At 68.7% G+C, this 15,699-nt stretch carries 15 protein-coding genes and 2 pseudogenes; 9 read left to right on the forward strand and 8 right to left on the reverse strand.

Annotated features, from left to right (window positions below; all coding sequences use genetic code 11):
- From ACWEKM_RS42290 to ACWEKM_RS42310, 5 genes are all read right to left on the reverse strand, one after another.
- A partial coding sequence (locus ACWEKM_RS42290; RefSeq protein ID WP_451626626.1) for a DUF4158 domain-containing protein occupies positions 1-2,089 on the reverse strand: 2,089 nt, incomplete at its 3' end.
- A gap of 144 nt (positions 2,090-2,233) precedes the next feature.
- Positions 2,234-2,629: a hypothetical protein gene (locus ACWEKM_RS42295; RefSeq protein WP_451626627.1), complete on the reverse strand. Its 396-nt coding sequence runs from the start codon at positions 2,627-2,629 to the stop codon at positions 2,234-2,236.
- 73 nt (positions 2,630-2,702) lie between these two features.
- The gene (locus ACWEKM_RS42300) at positions 2,703-3,251 is read right to left on the reverse strand and encodes a hypothetical protein (protein WP_451626628.1); all 549 of its coding nucleotides are present in this window, start codon (positions 3,249-3,251) and stop codon (positions 2,703-2,705) included.
- A 204-nt stretch (positions 3,252-3,455) separates the two neighbouring features.
- Positions 3,456-4,640, reverse strand: coding sequence for a sensor histidine kinase (locus ACWEKM_RS42305; protein WP_451626640.1), 1,185 nt, complete (start codon positions 4,638-4,640; stop codon positions 3,456-3,458).
- Positions 4,637-5,299, reverse strand: a complete 663-nt coding sequence (locus ACWEKM_RS42310; RefSeq protein ID WP_451626629.1) for a response regulator transcription factor — start codon at positions 5,297-5,299, stop codon at positions 4,637-4,639. Before ACWEKM_RS42310 ends, ACWEKM_RS42305 begins: the two co-directional genes overlap by 4 nt.
- Positions 5,300-5,407: 108 nt before the next feature.
- Between ACWEKM_RS42310 and ACWEKM_RS42315 the strand changes: the two genes are divergently transcribed.
- The 4 genes and pseudogenes from ACWEKM_RS42315 to ACWEKM_RS42330 form a co-directional block, all read left to right on the forward strand.
- On the forward strand, positions 5,408-6,781 hold the full coding sequence (locus tag ACWEKM_RS42315) for an ABC transporter permease (RefSeq protein WP_451626630.1): 1,374 nt from the start codon (positions 5,408-5,410) through the stop codon (positions 6,779-6,781).
- A gap of 54 nt (positions 6,782-6,835) precedes the next feature.
- Positions 6,836-8,215 carry an ABC transporter permease gene (locus ACWEKM_RS42320; RefSeq protein ID WP_451626631.1) on the forward strand — a complete coding sequence of 460 codons (1,380 nt, stop codon included), beginning with the start codon at positions 6,836-6,838 and terminating at the stop codon, positions 8,213-8,215.
- Positions 8,216-8,221: 6 nt separating this feature from the next.
- The gene (locus ACWEKM_RS42325; RefSeq protein WP_451626632.1) at positions 8,222-8,929 is read left to right on the forward strand and encodes an ABC transporter ATP-binding protein; all 708 of its coding nucleotides are present in this window, start codon (positions 8,222-8,224) and stop codon (positions 8,927-8,929) included.
- A 266-nt stretch (positions 8,930-9,195) separates the two neighbouring features.
- Positions 9,196-9,390, forward strand: a pseudogene (locus ACWEKM_RS42330) (MerR family transcriptional regulator); the annotation flags it as partial.
- An 88-nt stretch (positions 9,391-9,478) separates the two neighbouring features.
- Here the strand turns inward: ACWEKM_RS42330 and ACWEKM_RS42335 are convergent.
- Complete coding sequence (locus tag ACWEKM_RS42335; RefSeq protein WP_451626633.1) at positions 9,479-10,393, reverse strand: AraC family transcriptional regulator; 915 nt, start codon at positions 10,391-10,393, stop codon at positions 9,479-9,481.
- Between ACWEKM_RS42335 and ACWEKM_RS42340 the strand changes: the two genes are divergently transcribed.
- The 4 genes from ACWEKM_RS42340 (at position 10,392) to ACWEKM_RS42355 (ending at position 13,305) form a co-directional block, all read left to right on the forward strand.
- Positions 10,392-11,141, forward strand: a complete 750-nt coding sequence (locus tag ACWEKM_RS42340) for an alpha/beta hydrolase (protein WP_451626634.1) — start codon at positions 10,392-10,394, stop codon at positions 11,139-11,141. The genes ACWEKM_RS42335 and ACWEKM_RS42340 overlap by 2 nt on opposite strands.
- On the forward strand, positions 11,138-11,419 hold the full coding sequence (locus ACWEKM_RS42345) for a hypothetical protein (RefSeq protein ID WP_451626635.1): 282 nt from the start codon (positions 11,138-11,140) through the stop codon (positions 11,417-11,419). Before ACWEKM_RS42340 ends, ACWEKM_RS42345 begins: the two co-directional genes overlap by 4 nt.
- 406 nt (positions 11,420-11,825) lie before the next feature.
- The gene (locus ACWEKM_RS42350; RefSeq protein ID WP_451626636.1) at positions 11,826-12,425 is read left to right on the forward strand and encodes a DUF4277 domain-containing protein; all 600 of its coding nucleotides are present in this window, start codon (positions 11,826-11,828) and stop codon (positions 12,423-12,425) included.
- Positions 12,352-13,305: an IS1634 family transposase gene (locus tag ACWEKM_RS42355; protein WP_451626637.1), complete on the forward strand. Its 954-nt coding sequence runs from the start codon at positions 12,352-12,354 to the stop codon at positions 13,303-13,305. The genes ACWEKM_RS42350 and ACWEKM_RS42355 overlap by 74 nt, the downstream gene beginning before the upstream one ends.
- 308 nt (positions 13,306-13,613) lie before the next feature.
- Here ACWEKM_RS42355 and ACWEKM_RS42360 read toward each other — a convergent pair whose 3' ends face one another.
- Positions 13,614-14,471: a LysR family transcriptional regulator gene (locus ACWEKM_RS42360; protein WP_451626638.1), complete on the reverse strand. Its 858-nt coding sequence runs from the start codon at positions 14,469-14,471 to the stop codon at positions 13,614-13,616.
- 70 nt (positions 14,472-14,541) lie between these two features.
- On the opposite strand from ACWEKM_RS42360, the gene ACWEKM_RS42365 reads away from it, so the two are divergent.
- Positions 14,542-15,273: an SDR family oxidoreductase gene (locus tag ACWEKM_RS42365; RefSeq protein WP_451626639.1), complete on the forward strand. Its 732-nt coding sequence runs from the start codon at positions 14,542-14,544 to the stop codon at positions 15,271-15,273.
- A gap of 175 nt (positions 15,274-15,448) precedes the next feature.
- On the opposite strand, the pseudogene ACWEKM_RS42370 reads toward ACWEKM_RS42365, so the two are convergent.
- Positions 15,449-15,699: pseudogene (locus ACWEKM_RS42370) on the reverse strand (hypothetical protein); the annotation flags it as partial.

The following is a 15,699-nucleotide window of genomic DNA, read 5'->3' on the forward strand; positions in this document are numbered from 1 at the left end:
ACACGTCCTCGATGAACCACCGCAGGTTGCGGTCGACGCCGTTGATCAGCGGCACCAGCCGCGGCTTCGGCCCACGCCTCCGGGAGCCCTTGCCGTGCCGGACGTTGAGCTTGCCGAACCGGCCCAGCTCCCACCGGACGTCGTCCAGGTCGAGCATCCGTGCCTCGTTGATCCGCAGTCCCACGTCCGCCGCCAGCCGGGCCACCGCGTAATTACGCGCGGCCGGACCGAACTTCAGGTTCCTCTTCAGCTGCGGGGAGCGGGCCTGTTTGCCGCCGGCGTGGGTGAAGCAGTCCAGGAAGCCGGTGTGCCGGTCCATCTCCACCAGCAGCGAGGCGATCGGCACGTTCGGCAGCATCCGCTCCAGTTCCGCATGCAGCTCCTCGGCCTCGGTGGGGATGTCCTCCGCCGTCAGCGGGGAGATGACCAGCTCCCCGTCGTCGTTGAGCCGCACCGGCCCGTCGCCGCGCTGGAGCGTGCTCTCCAGGTCGCCCAGGGCCTCGTCGAGTTCGTCCATCACCAGTGGCAGGGCCTCCGAGAAGTCGGGGCTCTTGCCGACGAGGCGGCAGAACTCCGCGCGGTGCGCCTCCCACTGGGCGGGCTTGAACAGGTAGGCGGCCGGGTTGTCGTAGCGGCGCGAGCCGGGCACGTACACGTCGCCCGAGCGCAGCCCGTCGCGCAGGCTCAGCAGCGTGCACAGCTCCCAGTAGTGCCGGTAGGCGGTCGCATCCCCCTTCGCCGCGGCCTCATCGAGGTAGCCCTGCCACCGGGACGGCACGAACACAGTGGGGGCGCCGTCGGGGACGTTGCGGGCGCCGGTGGCGTTCAGCTCCCGCAGGATCTCCAGTGCCTCGATCAGCAGCTTCGCGTCCGTGCCGCCGGCGAACCGCACCGCCTCCAGCACCTTCGGCGCGAACTGCCGTATGTAGCTGTAGGAGCCGGCCAGCAGCGCGAGGCGCCCATGGTCCTTCGGCAACCTGATGGTGGCGCCGGCGTGGGCGGCGCGGATGCGGTCCATGCCGATCTTCTCTCGCAGCAGTGCGCCGACCTCCTCGTCCGCGATGCCGATGTCCGCGAGGACGGGCAGGATCTCGTCCAGCAGCGCGAGCCGTCCCTCCGACAGCTTGGCCCGCTCGGCGAGCTCGTCACGCAGCTTGATCCGGGCCCGGGACTCCGAACCCGACAGCGTCTGGTCGAACAGCTGCACCACGGAGTCGAGAACATCGACCGCGGACTGCGCCAGCAGCGTGAGCAGGATCGGATGGCGCCGGTTCGGCTCGCGCCGCACCAGGGCCTGCGCGGTCAGACGGCGCCCGATCTGGGCCAGGTGACGGCGTCGTTCGGCGGGCAGCGCGGACAGGTCGAGCGTGTCGGCGTCCAGGCCGCGCAGGAACCTCAGCTTGTCGACCTCGCCGCCCACGCTGTTGGGCGACGCCTGCACCGGTCCGGTACCCAGCCAGTGCAGCCGCGAGGACCGCAGCTCAGGGTCGACGACCAGCAGCCCGTCCAGACCCTGCGCCTGCTCGGGGTTCAGCAGGTGGGCCACGCGGGCGTGGGTCTCCCGCTCGGCGGCCTCGCGGGCGGTGGCGACCTTCTCCAGCAGCGAGACGACACCCGGCCGGATCACCTTCGCCGCACGCAGGTACTCGCACCCCAGCCTGAACAGCAGCGACGGGGAGTCGTGCTCCATCGCCCGCGCCAGCAGGAACTCATCCAGTTCCTTGAGCTCCAGCGCCTTCGCCGGCTTCCACGACAGGAACTCGGCGACCTGGCGCAGATGGTCGGTACGGGTCTGCTCCCGCTCGCCGTAGCCCGCCAGATCGGCCACGGCGAGCCCGAGCTGGCGGGCCAGCCGGCCGACTGCCGCGGGCGGAGCGGCGGGCACGTCGTCGGGGACGAAGCCCAGCCAGGGCAGCGTGGACAACTGCACGGCGGCGCCCAGGACGTTCTGGGACCGGCGGAACTTCCGCAGGAACGCCTCGTCGGCCGGGGTGAGGGTGAAATAGCGGATCAGCTCGTCCTTGCCGATCGCCGGGAAGGACCGTAAGCCACCCTCCAGTTCCTCATCCGAGAACACCCGCGTGGCCATCGGCCCCTCCCACCCCACTCGATCAACGCAGACGGCACCACCGGTACCCGGCCTGGCCGAAGGGGCAGACGGAAACCCCCGAACTGACGCCAGCGGAACGGGGGTTGAGATAGTCTCCGGCACCCGTCACACGGGGCCCGATCCCTAATCGCGCAGGTTCGCCATGGTCGGATCGGCCTTGATTCTCTTCGAGGACCGCACCGCGCCGAGCACCGTGGCCGGAAGCGCGTCCGGCCACTCCTCGGGCTCGACCATCATCTGCTGGCCGACCGTGACCACCGCCATCAGCAGCCCCTTGGCGACCTGCTGCTGAAGCGCCTCGCGCATCCCGCCCTCGCGCGGCGTGATGCCCGCGGCCTCCCGTACGGCCCTCTCGCAGTCCCGGGCCAGATACGGATGAGCCGGAGCGGACAGCGCCATCATCAGGTTCATCGCCTCGTGCGCGAGCCCGTCGCAGATCCGGTTCCACGTCTCCCGGTCGTAGCCGCCCTCCTTGTAGTAATCGATCGCGAGGGTGACCCCCTCCATCAGCTCCTTCACCTTCGGGGCGACCTGCCCAGAAGATTCTGGATCTGCTCGTCGTTCAGGTCGTTCAGCGACGGCTCGTCGGCACTCAGCATGGCGGCGACGCTACCGAGCCGCCCATGGTGCCGACGTGCACGCCCTCGTCCCGTCGCGGCCCGTCACCGGTGATCTTCGCAGACATGATGCCTCGTTTGGTGAGCCGGGCCACCACGTCATCGGCCATGTCATTCGTCGGGACGCAGATCGCAACCGACTCGCGTGCTACGTCGTGCCACGCCTGCACCTGATCCGCCACCAGGTCGAGTTCCTGCTCCCAGCTTTCGGCACGGCGCAGCAGCGGCCGCCGTCCATGCAGCACCGACCGGTAGCCCGCCAGGTCGTCCGTCTCGCCGTCGAGGTCGTCGTACTCCGTACCGTCCAGCAGATGGATCGCCGAATTCAGGATCTCGCGCGTCGTGCGGTAGCTGAGTGTCAGCTTCGAGGACCTGCCCCGGATGTGGACGCCCAGGCTGCCGAGAGTGACCTGGTTGTCGTAGATACGCTGGTGAGTGTCGCCGACAAGGAAGAGGTCGTTCGGCTCCTGCGGCGCCATGGCGCGCAGCATCTTCCAGTGCGCGGGGCTGAGGAGTTCGCCCACTCGTGGGTGTGACTGCCTCGCCCGCAGGTTCGATCACGCGGTCGACCGGCTGGATCGACGGCCCCGGTACGGGTCGGACATGAACCATGCCGAATGGGTCCTGCTGCCGGTTGCGGCCCGGTCGGCCGGTCCATCTGCCGCTCTGGCAGATGGACCGGCTGGCGGCTATGGGCAGGCAGGCGGTGAGGAGTACCGCCACGACTCTCAGGGGAAGCGCAGGGTGAGAGCGAGTCCACCCTTGGGGCCGGGTTGCGCCGTCAGCGTGGCGTGGTGTGCCTCGGCGATGGAGGTGGCGATGGACAGCCCCAGGCCGTGGCCGGTGGTGGCGGTGCGGTCCACGTCGAGGCGTCGGAAGGGCTCGAACAGGTCGGGGATCCGTTCGGCGGGCACGTGGGGGCCTGTGTTGGTCACCGTCACGGTGGCGGCGTCGAGTCGTACGCGGACACTGCCGCCGGGGTGGTTGTACTGGATGGCGTTGCGGATCAGGTTCGTCAGCAGGTGGCGCAGCAGGACGGGGTCACCGGGAACGACTGGCCGGGTGTCGGCGTCGAGGTCGATGTGCACGCCGCTCTGGGCTGCCTGCGGGGCGAGTTCGGCGGTCACGAGCCGGGCGGCTTCCGCAAGATCCACGCTTTCGGTCTCGTCCGGTCCGCGGTCGCTCCGGGCGAGAAGCAGGAGCGCGTTGATCAGTTGTTCGGCTTCGCGGTTGGTGGTGAGCAGGTCCTCGCGAACATCGACGAGGCTTTCGGGGAGGGGGTCGGCGAGGCCGACCTGGAGGGTGGCGCGCTGGGCGGCGAGGGGTGTCTTGAGTTCGTGGGAGGCGTTGGCGACGAAGTGGCGTTGGCTCTCGAAAGCCTTGTCCAGCCGGTCGAGCATGGTGTCGAAGGTGTCGGCGAGGCGGTGGAGTTCGTCGTCGGGGCCGGTGAGTGCCAGGCGCTGGTGCAGGTTCTGTTCGCTGATGCGGCGGGCGGCTTCGGTCATGGAGGCGACGGGACGCAGTGCCCGTCCCGCGAGCCACCAGCCGAGCAGTCCGGCAAAGAATGCCATGACGAGGAGGCCGACGGCGGACCAGAGCACCATCTGGCGCAGCGCGGTGATTTGTACGGCCTGCACGGTCTGGTCGATCTTCTTGATCATGACGCTCTCGCTCGGGGCCTGAGAGGAGCGATTCGGCCGAGCGGGGTGCATGGGTTCGAAGGGCGTCGCATGACTGCTCGGCACATCGCCGTACGTGATCGACAGCCCCTGGACCTGCTGATCCGTTCCGTAGCGCGCGAGCAGCACCACGAAGGCGAGCAGGGCGGTGCCGGCGAGCAGGAAGAGCCCGGAGAAGGCGGCGGCCAGGCGACCGCGGAAGGGCAGTCTGTTCAGCAGCGCCCGCGGGTTCAGTCGCACAGCCGGTATCCCTCTCCCGTGTCGGCGGCGATCAGGCCGGGGTCGCCGAGCTTGCCGCGCAACCGGCTGACGGTGGCGCGGACCGCGCTGGTGCGCGGGTCGAGGTGCTCGTCCCAGACGGTGCGGACCAGCTCGTCGTGCGCCACCGGCGCGCCATCGGCGGCAAGCAGCAGGTGCAGGACCGCGAACTCCTTCGGAGTCAGCTCCAGCGGACGGCCGTCCACGGACACTTCGCGCCGCGCCTTGTCCAGGGTGATGTTCCCAAAGCGCAGCACAGCGGGGGGCGGCTTGGGGGCGCGGCGGCTAAGCGCCCGCACCCGGGCGACGAGTTCGGTGAAGTCGAAGGGCTTGGCGAGGTAGTCGTCGGAGCCGAGCGCGGTGAGGCCGTAGATCTTGTCCGTGAGCTCGCCGGCCGCGGTCAGCATCAGGATCCGCGGCGGGTCGGTGAGCTCCCGCAGCCGCCTGCACACCTCGTCGCCGCTCATGACTGGCAGATCGCGGTCGAGGATCAGTACGTCGTAGGCGGTGAGCAGGCACATCCGCTCGGCCGCGTCGCCCGTGGCGGCGATGTCGACGGCCATTGCCTGGCGGCGCAGACCGGTGGCGATGGTGCGGGCGAGAACACGGTGGTCCTCGGCTACCAAGACTCTCATGTCCCCATGAAACCAAGATCACGATTGCAGCCGGATAAGGACGCGGAGCGGTGTGCCCCGCGCCAGCCGGCGCTGTATCGGACCGGCCGGTGATGGCCGGGTCGAGGTTTGCCCCGCGACCAGGACCGGGCCAGCCCTTATGCCGCTGTAACACGCTTATCTTGCTGCAAACAGCAGACTGCTTTTGTCTTCGGCATGAACTTCGTCAAGCGCGCCGGGATGAGCCTTGGTGCCAGAAAGTCCAAGACCGCCGCCTTGCTGGCGATCTTCGTCGTCATCTGCTCCCTGCTCCTCGGTGGCTTTCTGCTGCAGGCCGCCGCCGCCCGTCAGGAAGCCGATGCGCAGCGCACCATCGGCGTCGACGTCACGGTCAAGAAGAAGGGCCTCACCCCGGACCTGGCCGACCGGCTCGGTGCCTCGGACCTGGTGCACCGCTACAACCCGGAGCTTCCGGTGCGGGCCGACGCGCGTGGCTTCACGCCGCTGACGTCGAATACACCGAAGCCGGGCGGCACCGGAGCCGGGAAGAAGAAACACGGAGCGGAAAAGGATCCTCTGGCTGTGAACGGCGTCCGTGACTCGGGCATGCTGCTGCCCTTCTCGTACGGCTCGACGAAGATCACGGCAGGCCGCGGCATCACTCCCGCGGACGCGGGCCACGACCTCGCGGTGATCGAACAGCGCCTGGCCGAGAAGAACCACCTCAAGGCGGGCGACACCATGCAGGTGCGGTCTGAAGACGGCAAACGCACGGTACCGCTCACGGTCGTCGGCATCTTCCAGGACCCGACACAGGATCCGACGAGGTGGACGCGGCCGCATGAACTGCCCGGCAACACGCTGTACGTACCGGTGGGCACCGCGCAGAAACTCGGTACCGGCACCGAGACGGTCAGCGAGGCGGTGTTCAAGATCGGCTCGCCGGACCAGGCCGAACAACTGCACGCCGAGGCCGAACGGCTGCTGGGCAAGGGCAGCTTCGACTTCCGCGTCAACGACAAGGCGTACAAGGACCAGGTCCGCCCGATCCAGCAGGTCGGCACGTTCGCGGGACTGATCGTCTGGGTGATCGCCCTGGCCGGAGCGCTGATCCTCGGCCTCATCGTGACGCTGCAGATCCGCGAGCGGCGCGCTGAGCTCGGGGCGCTGCTCGCGATGGGCGAGAAGAAGTGGAAACTCGTCGGCCAGCACGCCGTGGAGGTGGCAGCCGTGGCCCTGCCCGCCGTCGCGCTCGCCACGTTGGCCGGCTCGCTCGCCGGACAGCACGCGGCTGACGCGCTCCTCGGCCGCCAGGCCGGCAAGCAGGTCGCGGCGGCCGGGGCGCGGGGCGCCGAGATCGCCCCGGCCGCGGTACGGGTCGAGCCGGCCGCCGTCGGCAAGGTCGCGGGCATCGGGCTCGGCATCTCCCTGGTCTCCACCGTCGTTCCGGGCATCGGGATCCTCCGCCTGCACCCCCGCTCCATCCTCGCCGACACCGAATAGCCGGGCCACTCACCGCACTTCCATCCACCGACAGGGACCGAAAGAGCGATACCCATGAACTTCGTCAAACGCGCGGGACTCAGCCTGTGGGCCCGCAAGGGCCGCACCCTGATCACCCTCGCCACGTTCCTCGTCATCTCCGTGATGGTGCTGGCGGGCGTCCTGATCAACGACGCGACGGCCCAGGCAGAGCAGGACACCAAGCGCTCCGTGGGCGCGGAGGTCAACATGGAGATGGACATGCACCAGTTGGGCGGTGGTGGCATGCAGGCCCCGAGCATCGACGCCGCGACCGTCGACAAGCTCGGGTCCCTGCCCCAAGTGCAGAAGTACACCTACTCGATGTGGGACCGCGCCTTCCTCAAGGACAAGTACAAGCTGGTCGACGGCGGGCCGAAGACCCAGACCATGGGCCCCGGCGGCACCTCGGCCACAGGCGTGCTCGACTCCTCGCTGCTGCCCGACTTCCGCAGCGGCAAGTTCACCCTCCTGTCCGGCAAGCACCTCACAGCCGCCGACAGCAACAAGAAGAAGCTCCTGATCGAGGAGCGGCTGGCCAGGAAGAACGGTCTCAAGGTCGGCGACAGGATCACCCTGACCGGCAACGACGAGAAGACGACGGCCGACTTCACCGTGGCCGGCATCTACCGCGACCCGCGCCCCAGCACCGAACCCGAACCTGAAAATTTCCTCAGCCCGGCCAACCTGCTGTACGGCACCGTGGGCGGTATCTCCGCACTCGAGTCCGAAGGAAAGGGGGCGCTGCAGGTCGGCAAGGCGACCTTCCTCCTCCAGGACGCCGACGCACAGAGCGCGTTCAAGGACAAGGCGAAGCAGGTCGCGGGCTCGGCGCTCGACGGCTTCAAGCTGGACGCCAACGACAAGGCCGTCCAGCAGATGACGGGCCCGCTCAAGAGCATCCGCTCCACGGCCACCGTCGCCATGTGGCTGATGGGCATCGCCGGCGCGGCCGTCCTGGCGCTCCTGGTCAACCTCGCCGTCAAGCAGCGCCGCAAGGAGTACGGCGTCCTGCTGGCCATGGGCGAGAAGAAGAGCAAGCTCATCACCCAGCAGGCCCTGGAAATCGTCGTGGTCGCTGCCATCGCCATCGGCGTGAGCTCACTTTTCACCCCGGACCTGACCCAGAGCGCCGGCCAGTCACTGCTCGGCAAGGAAGCCTCCGCCGCTGAGAAGAAGATCGACTCCTGGCAGCCTCCGGCCCCCGGTAGCACCGGTCTCGATCAGGGCATCGACCCGAACGACAAGCCCGTCGAGAACGCCGACCCCATCGACAAGATGTCAGTGGCACTCGACCCGGCGGACCTCATCACCCTCGGCGCCATCGGCCTCGGCATCGGCCTGCTCGCCACCGCCATCCCGGCCAGCGCCGTGCTGCGCCTGAGCCCCCGCACCATCCTCACGAAGGGCAAGTGACCCGCCATGACCACCGCCACCGCCACCCCGCCCGTCCTGCGCTTCGCTGACGTCAGCCACACCTACTCCGGCCAGCGCCGCAGGACCACCGTTCTCAAGAGCATCGACTACGCCTTCGAACGCGGCACGTTCTACACCATCTTGGGCCCTTCGGGCAGCGGCAAGACCACCCTGCTCAGCCTCGCCAGCGGCCTCGACACCCCCACCAAGGGCACGATCAGCTTCGACGGCCAGGACCTCACCGCTCTGGGCCTGGGCCGCTATCGCAACAAGCACGCCGCCACGATCTTCCAGCAGTACAACCTCCTCACCTACATGACCGCCCTCCAGAACGTCACCTGCGCCATGGAAATCACCGGCGCGAAGCCCGCGACCGGAAGCCGCAAGGCCCGCGCCCTGCAGCTCCTTGAGAAGATCGGCCTCGACAAGGCGATGGCAACCCGTAACGTGCTGCAGCTCTCCGGCGGCCAGCAGCAGCGCGTCGCCATCGCCCGCGCACTCGCCTGCGACGTCGACATTCTCTTCGCCGACGAACCCACCGGAAACCTCGACGAGGACACCGCCCAGGGCATCATCGACACCTTCCGCGACCTCGCCCACGAGCAGGACACATGCGTGGTAGTCGTCACCCACTCCCAGCAGCTGGCCGCGCAGTCCGACCGCATCCTCAACCTGCGCAAGGGCAAGCTCACGGAACAGGTGAACGCCCGATGAAGACACGTGCACTGCCGGCAGCAGCCCCTCCGCTACTCGCCCACGCCACCGCCTCCACCCACTGGCGGCACCCGGTGCCCTCTTCGCGACCCGGAGACAGTCGAACTCGACGAGGACGACGAGGGGGAGCGGGAGCGGACTCTGGCCGGATGCGTACGCTGGCACGTGTGTACGTTTTCGGTGCTAAGTGCGCTGGAATTGGTGTTGTTCCCGACGATACTTTCAGCGCTTGACCTCGACGCAACGGCATGGTTTCTACTGGCGGCATGCGAATCGGAGAGATCGCCGCGCTCGTGGGGCTCACCAACCGGGCGATCCGGCACTACCACCATGTCGGGCTGCTTCCGGAACCGGAGCGGCGCCCTGACGGCTACCGGGCCTACAGCGTCCGCGACGCCGTCCTGCTCGCCCGGGTGCGCCGGCTCACCGAACTCGGCCTCAGCCTCGATGAAGTGCGCGACGCCCAGGGCGGCTTCAAGTTCCCGGTAGGAGCGGGCTGTCAGTGATGCCCCAGATCCAGACGGCGTGTTCGGGTGCGTCCCGGATACGTCAAATACCGACGCTTCGCCGATAGCGCGATGGGGATGTGCCGGCCACACGGGCGAAGGCGTGGCTGAATGTGCTTTCGGATGCGAAGCCGAGCCGCTGTGCCAGTGATGCGACCGTTACGTCGGACGTTCGCAATGCACGTTGGGCGAGTTGGATGCGCCAGTGAGACAGATACATCAGAGGCGGTTGTCCTGACACGTGCTTGAACTGGCGGGCGAAGTGGCTGCGGGACATCTTCGCGGCAGCGGCGAGTTCGGGAAGCTGCCACGCTCGGCCGGGATCGGCGTGCATGAGACTTACCGCGGGGCGGAGTCGAGAGTCCATCAGCAGGCGTAGCCAGCCGGGTGGGACGGCGGCGTGGTGTCGCATCACGGTGCGAAGTGCTTCCAGGAGCAGGAGTTGGGCGTACTGGTCGGCGGCGAAGCGCGCTCCGGCGCGGTCGCTTTCGCTCTCGTCTACGATCCGTTCCAGGAGACGCCGCATCTCGGCCGCTTCCGCGTCCTTGGCCGGTGCGTGGAGCACCAACGGCAACGCTGACGTGAACAGGTCCGCCGATGTGGGATCGAGATCGACATGGCCGCCGATGATGACCACGTCCGGCTCGCCGGTGCCGATCCGCGAGAAGAGGCCCAGCTTCTGCGGTGGCTCCTGGCCTACGTCCGGTGTCAGGTTCGGATCGCTACACAGGACGGCGGTGTCGACGCCGCAGAGCACTGCGGCGTCTCCTGAGCCAAGGCGTACGGGTGCCTGATAGTCGGCGATCAGCCAGCACGAGCCGCTCACCACTGCGTCGATCTTGACCGCGGTGTCCGGTTGAGAGCGGTGCGACCATTGCCCACCCGCGTGCAGGCCGCCGGTTATCACGCAGCGTGCGTCCACGAGGTGGAGCACCTCAGAGATGGGGTCACGTGCCATGTGTGGATTCTGGAACAAGAACTGGGCACTGGCAACCATTCAAAGTCTCATGGTCGGCGGCCATGCTGAAGACATGCAACCAGTGCGATTCCGCAACCGAAGCCTTGATGTCGCCGGCAACCTCCACCTGCCCGCCGACTTCGACCCGAGCAATACCTACGCCGCCATCGTCTGCGTCCATCCCGGGAACGCCGTCAAGGAGCAGACTGCGGGGCTGTACGCCGCCAAGATGGCGCAGCGCGGGTACGTTGCCCTTGCTTTTGACGCGTCCTACCAGGGCGAGAGCGGTGGTGAGCCCCGCTACCTGGAGGAACCGGCGTCGCGTGTGGAGGACATTCGGTGCGCGGTGGACTACCTCACCACGCTCAAGTTCGTCGACGAGGCGCGTATCGGCGTGCTGGGCATCTGTGCGGGTGGCGGTTATGCCGTCAATGCCGCCATGACCGAGCATCGCATCGCCGCGGTGGGCGTGGTGTCGCCGATCAACATTGGTCGGGCACGACGGGAGGGCGATGGCCGCCGGGGAACGCGGTGCGACTGCTGGAAGAAGTCGGCCAGCAACGCACTATCGAGGCCCGTGGCGGGCAGCCCGGGATTCGCCCGTGGGTCCCCGACAGTCCAGAGGACGCACACGCGGCCGGGGTCAGCGACGCCGACGTACTCGAAGCAGTGGACTACTACCGCACGCCCCGAGGCGAGCATCCGAACTCGACTAACCGATTGCGGTTCGTCAGCATCGCCTCGGTGATTGCGTTCGACGCCTTCCATCTCGTCGAGGAACTCCTCACCCAACCCCTGCAGGTCATCGTGGGCAACCGTGTCGGCAGCTTCGGGTCCTACCGCGACGGATACGAGCTGTTCCGGCGAACCACCTCGGACAAGAGCCTGCAGGTGGTGCAGGGAGCCGGCCACTATGACCTCTACGACGTGCTGCAGTACGTCGACCAGGCCGTTCAGACACTCAGCGTCTTCTTCGACACCAACCTCGCGGTCCGGAATCCCGTCGAGGAGTTGGCCGCCCGATGACGTGCAGGTCGGTGATGACCCCGCGCGCGCCCTGGTTCACGAATCCCTAGGCGATCCCCAGGCCGACGCCAGACGCGCCGTCGGTGACCACGGCGACCTCGTCGCCCTCGACACGGCAGAGCCCGGCCCCCGCCTACTCGTAGCCTTTGGATGGGTGCAGATCTTCTGAGGGTTCAGACAGAACCGAGGTGACCTGTGCAATTGCCCATCTGCTTGGACTGCGGCGAGCCTCACGCGGGCGACGTTCATGCTAGTCCCGTACTTCGCGGGTCGCTGATTCGTATGGTAAGACCGGCCCGGGGGTGTCCCGGGCCGGGGTGGCGGCGTTGGGCCGGATGTGTCGATGACTTCCCGGTCCCCGCGGCCTCGGTCTCAGCGTCAGCGCCTGGATGTGGTGGTGACGTCCGTGGTGGAGAAGCGTCTGGGCGCTCTGCCTGTCGCTGCCGAGTTTCTGCGCCGGCTGGATGTGGCAGGGATCGTCGACGGGCTGTGCCCGGGTGGTGCGAGCGCGCACCTGACGCACGGGCAGGTGATCGAGGCGATGGTGGCGAACCGGCTGACCTCGCCCGCGCCGCTGGTGCGGGTCGGCGACTGGGCTCGGACCTGGGCGGTTGAGGAGGTCTTCGGTATCGAGCCGGCCCTGCTCAACGACGACCGCCTGGCCCGGGCTCTGGACGCGGTCGCCCCGCACCTGGAGAAGATCACGGGAACGGTCGGCGTGCGGGCGATCGCCGAGTTCGGCATCGACGTGTCGAGGCTGCACTGGGACATGACCAGCATGTCCGTCCACGGCGCCTGCCCGGCCGAGGAGCAGGACGAGCAGTACCCGGTCATCGGCTACGGGCATCCCAAGGACCGGCGGGTGGATCTGAAGCAGGTCCAGGCCGGGCTCGCGGTGTCCGCCGACGGGGGGCATCCCCGTACACGCCCGCGTGTTCGGCGGCGGGACGGCCGAGGTCAGCCAGGTCGTCGGAGCGATGAGGGACCTGTCCGCGATGGCGGGTGAGCAGGGGTTCCTGATGGTCGCGGACTCCAGACTGGTGTCCTACGCGAACGTTGCCGCCCTGCTGGCTGCCGAGGTGGAGTTCATCGCGCCGGTCCCGGCCGCGCAGGTCAAGGACGAGGTCTACGCCGCCCTCGGTCTGGAACAGGCCCGCGTTGTGGACTGGGTGCCCGAGCGGGACGCGGGCAGGCCGCCCGGGGAGCGGGAGGTCTACCGGGTGCTGGAGGATGTCCACACCCTGACCGGGCCGCGTAAGCGCGACCCGGTGCTGACGGTGCGACGGATTCTGGTCCACTCCACCGGCAACGCGAGGGGGCAGCAGGCAGCCCGGGCCAAGCGGCTGGCCAAGGCGCAGGAGGAGCTGGACAAGCTCGCCGGTGCGGCGGGCGGATGGCACTACAGGACCCGCGAGAAGATCGCCGCCCGGGTCGGGGTCATCGCCGCCCGCCGCCGTGTCGTGTCCTGCCTGCGCTGGCACATCACCGGGGACGGGACCGGCGTCCCGAGCCTGGAGTGGCACTTCGACCAGGAGGTACTGGACGCCGAGGCCGCGGTCGACGGCTGGTACGCCCTGCTCGCCGGCATGCCCGCCGACAAGGCCGGCCCTGCGCAGGTACTGGTCCAGTACAAGGGCCAAGGCGCGGTCGAGCGCCGGTACGCGGATTTCAAGGGCCCGCTCGCCGTCGCGCCGGTGTTCGTGCAGCACAACCACCGCGTCGCCGCACTGATCCAGGTGATTTGTCTCGCACTCCTGGTGTTCTGCCTGATCGAGCGCCAGGTCAGACGGGCGCTCGGCGCCGAGCAGACCATGGTCGGCCTCTACCCGGACAACCGCCGGGTTCGCCCCACCGGCCGGATGATCCATATCACCTCAGCGAACTGACTTTACGCATCGGCACCATCGCCGACCGGCCGATAGTGCAGATCACCCGCGGCGTCCAACTCCACCTCCTCGAACTCCTCGGCATTGAAGTCACGCAAACCCGCTGGCCACAGACCTGAATCGGTGACCCGCGAAGTACGGGGCTAGTGGCTTGGCTCGGATTGTCGACCGCGTAATTGGTTCGCCGTCCGGTGCCCGTCATTCTGCCTACAGGTGTGATCTCGACGGTGGCCGTGAGGGCGTCCTGGAGTGTTCGCACGCCTGCGAGCATGGGCGGGGGCGCCTCCCACCCCGCGTGTCTCTCCGCTCTACCCGCCGTGGCCCGTCGCCTTGCCCGCCACTGCGGCGGCCGTGCGGACGAAGGCGGCCAGGGCTGGGGAGGTGGCGTGCTCGGGCCAGGCGAGGAGGAGCGTGGTGGGCTCGGCATCATCGACTGGGACAGCGACCAGGTCGTCGCGGAGCTGGTCGCGGATGGAGGAGGGGAGGACGGCGACCATGCGGCGCAAGGCGATGAGGTGGAGAAGTTGCCCAAGGTCGTGGACCTCGGGTCCGTGTGAGCCACCCTCAGATGCGCCCGGCCAGCGCGGCAGGGGCTCCCCGGCGAGGTCGTTCAGGCAGACCCGGGTACGGCCCGCGAGGCGATGCGAACTCGGCATCACGAGAAGTTGAGTCTCGGTCAGGAGGTCCTGGGTGTCCAGGCCGGTGAGGTCGTGGTGGGGGCGGTGAAGCAGGGCGGCGTCGGCACGACCCTCCCGCAGGAGGATCTCACGCTCGCCGAAGCTGCACACCAGCTCGACCGGCAGCGCACCCGGCTCAGCCTGATAGGCGTCGAGGATCGCGGGCAGCAGGCCACCGTCGCCGCCCGGCTTGATGACCAGGACCAGACGCGGGTCGGCGCGGCCGGCCCGCCGGGTGCGGCGCGCCGCGGCCGACGCGGCGTCGAGCACCATACGGCTCTCGCGGAGCAGGACGGCCCCCGCCTCGGTCAGTGCGACCCGGCGACTGCCACGTTCCAACAGGGCCACGCCCAGCCGTCGTTCGAGCTGCTGAATGGCGCGGGAGAGCGGCGGTTGGGTCATCCCTAGCCGGGCGGCCGCCCGACCGAAGTGCAGTTCTTCGGCGACAGCGGTGAAGTAGACGAGCTCGCGGACCTCCAGTCTTTCCATACCCGCACGGTATCGCTGCGTACCTGATCGGTGTTGGAACTCCCGGCCGCCCCCGTGGTGGGCTGAACGCATGACAGAAACCACGACTGCCCTGGTCACCGGTGCCAACAAGGGCATCGGGCGCGAGGTCGCAGCCCGGCTCGCCTCGCTCGGCACGAACGTCCTGCTGGCCTCGCGCGACCCGGACCGCGGTGCGGCAGCCGCAGCCGACCTGGGCCCGCGGGTGTACCCGGTCACCCTGGACGTCACCGACGGCGCCAGCGTCCTATCCGCTGCCCGCTGGATCGAGGAGCGCTTTGGCCGGCTGGACATCCTGGTCAACAACGCCGGCATCTCTGGCGACCTCGCCGCCCAGAGCCCTGGCAGTGTCGAACTCCCCACTGTACGCGGGGTGTTCGAGACCAACGTGTTCGGCGTGATCAGCGTGACCACCACGATGCTGCCGCTGCTCGCCCGCTCCCCCGCCGCCCGGATCGTCAATGTCAGCAGTGGACTCGGCTCCATCGCCCGGATGACCGATCCCGAGGACTACTTCACCACCCGGCCCCCGTTGGCCGCGTACGTCCCGTCCAAGACCGCACTCAACTCGCTGACCGTGCAGTACGCCAAGGAACTGCGCAGCCGCAACATCCTGGTCAACGCCGCCGATCCGGGGCCGTGTGCGACCGACCTCACCACCGCGTTCCCCGGCCTCACCCGCACCGCGGCCGACGGCGCGGCCGTGGTCGTCCGGCTCGCCACGCTGCCCGATGACGGGCCGACCGGCGGCTTCTTCGACGAGCACGGCCCGGTTCCCTGGTGAGCTGCCTGTCAGGGAACCGAGGGACGGGGTGGGGGTAAGCCCGGACGGGATGGGCGAGCCGGAGACCGCGTCGGCGCCCGACGGGCTGCAGCGCCCGGGTTACCCGACGGACCGCCCCGGCAACAGCCGACGGAAGGGTAGCGGACCGTCAGGCAGCCTTGGCCGGGTACTCGGTTCAGGTGCGGATGGGTGAGTCGGGGGCGAAGCTGGTCTTCGGTTCGGCGCGGGCATTTCGCCAGCGCACGTAGGCGCCGATGGCGGCGTTCTGTTCGCCATGGCTGCGGTGGTCGGTGCCGTTGAGGGCGAAGTAGCGCAGGGCGGCGAACTCGGACTCGTCGGGTAGGACCGCTGCATTGCTGCAGCGGTCCCCCCTCAGAACCGGCCATGCCCGCTTTCCGAGCAACCGGCTCAAGCAAGCCCCTTGGG

The organism is Streptomyces sp. NPDC004752, assembly GCF_053601275.1.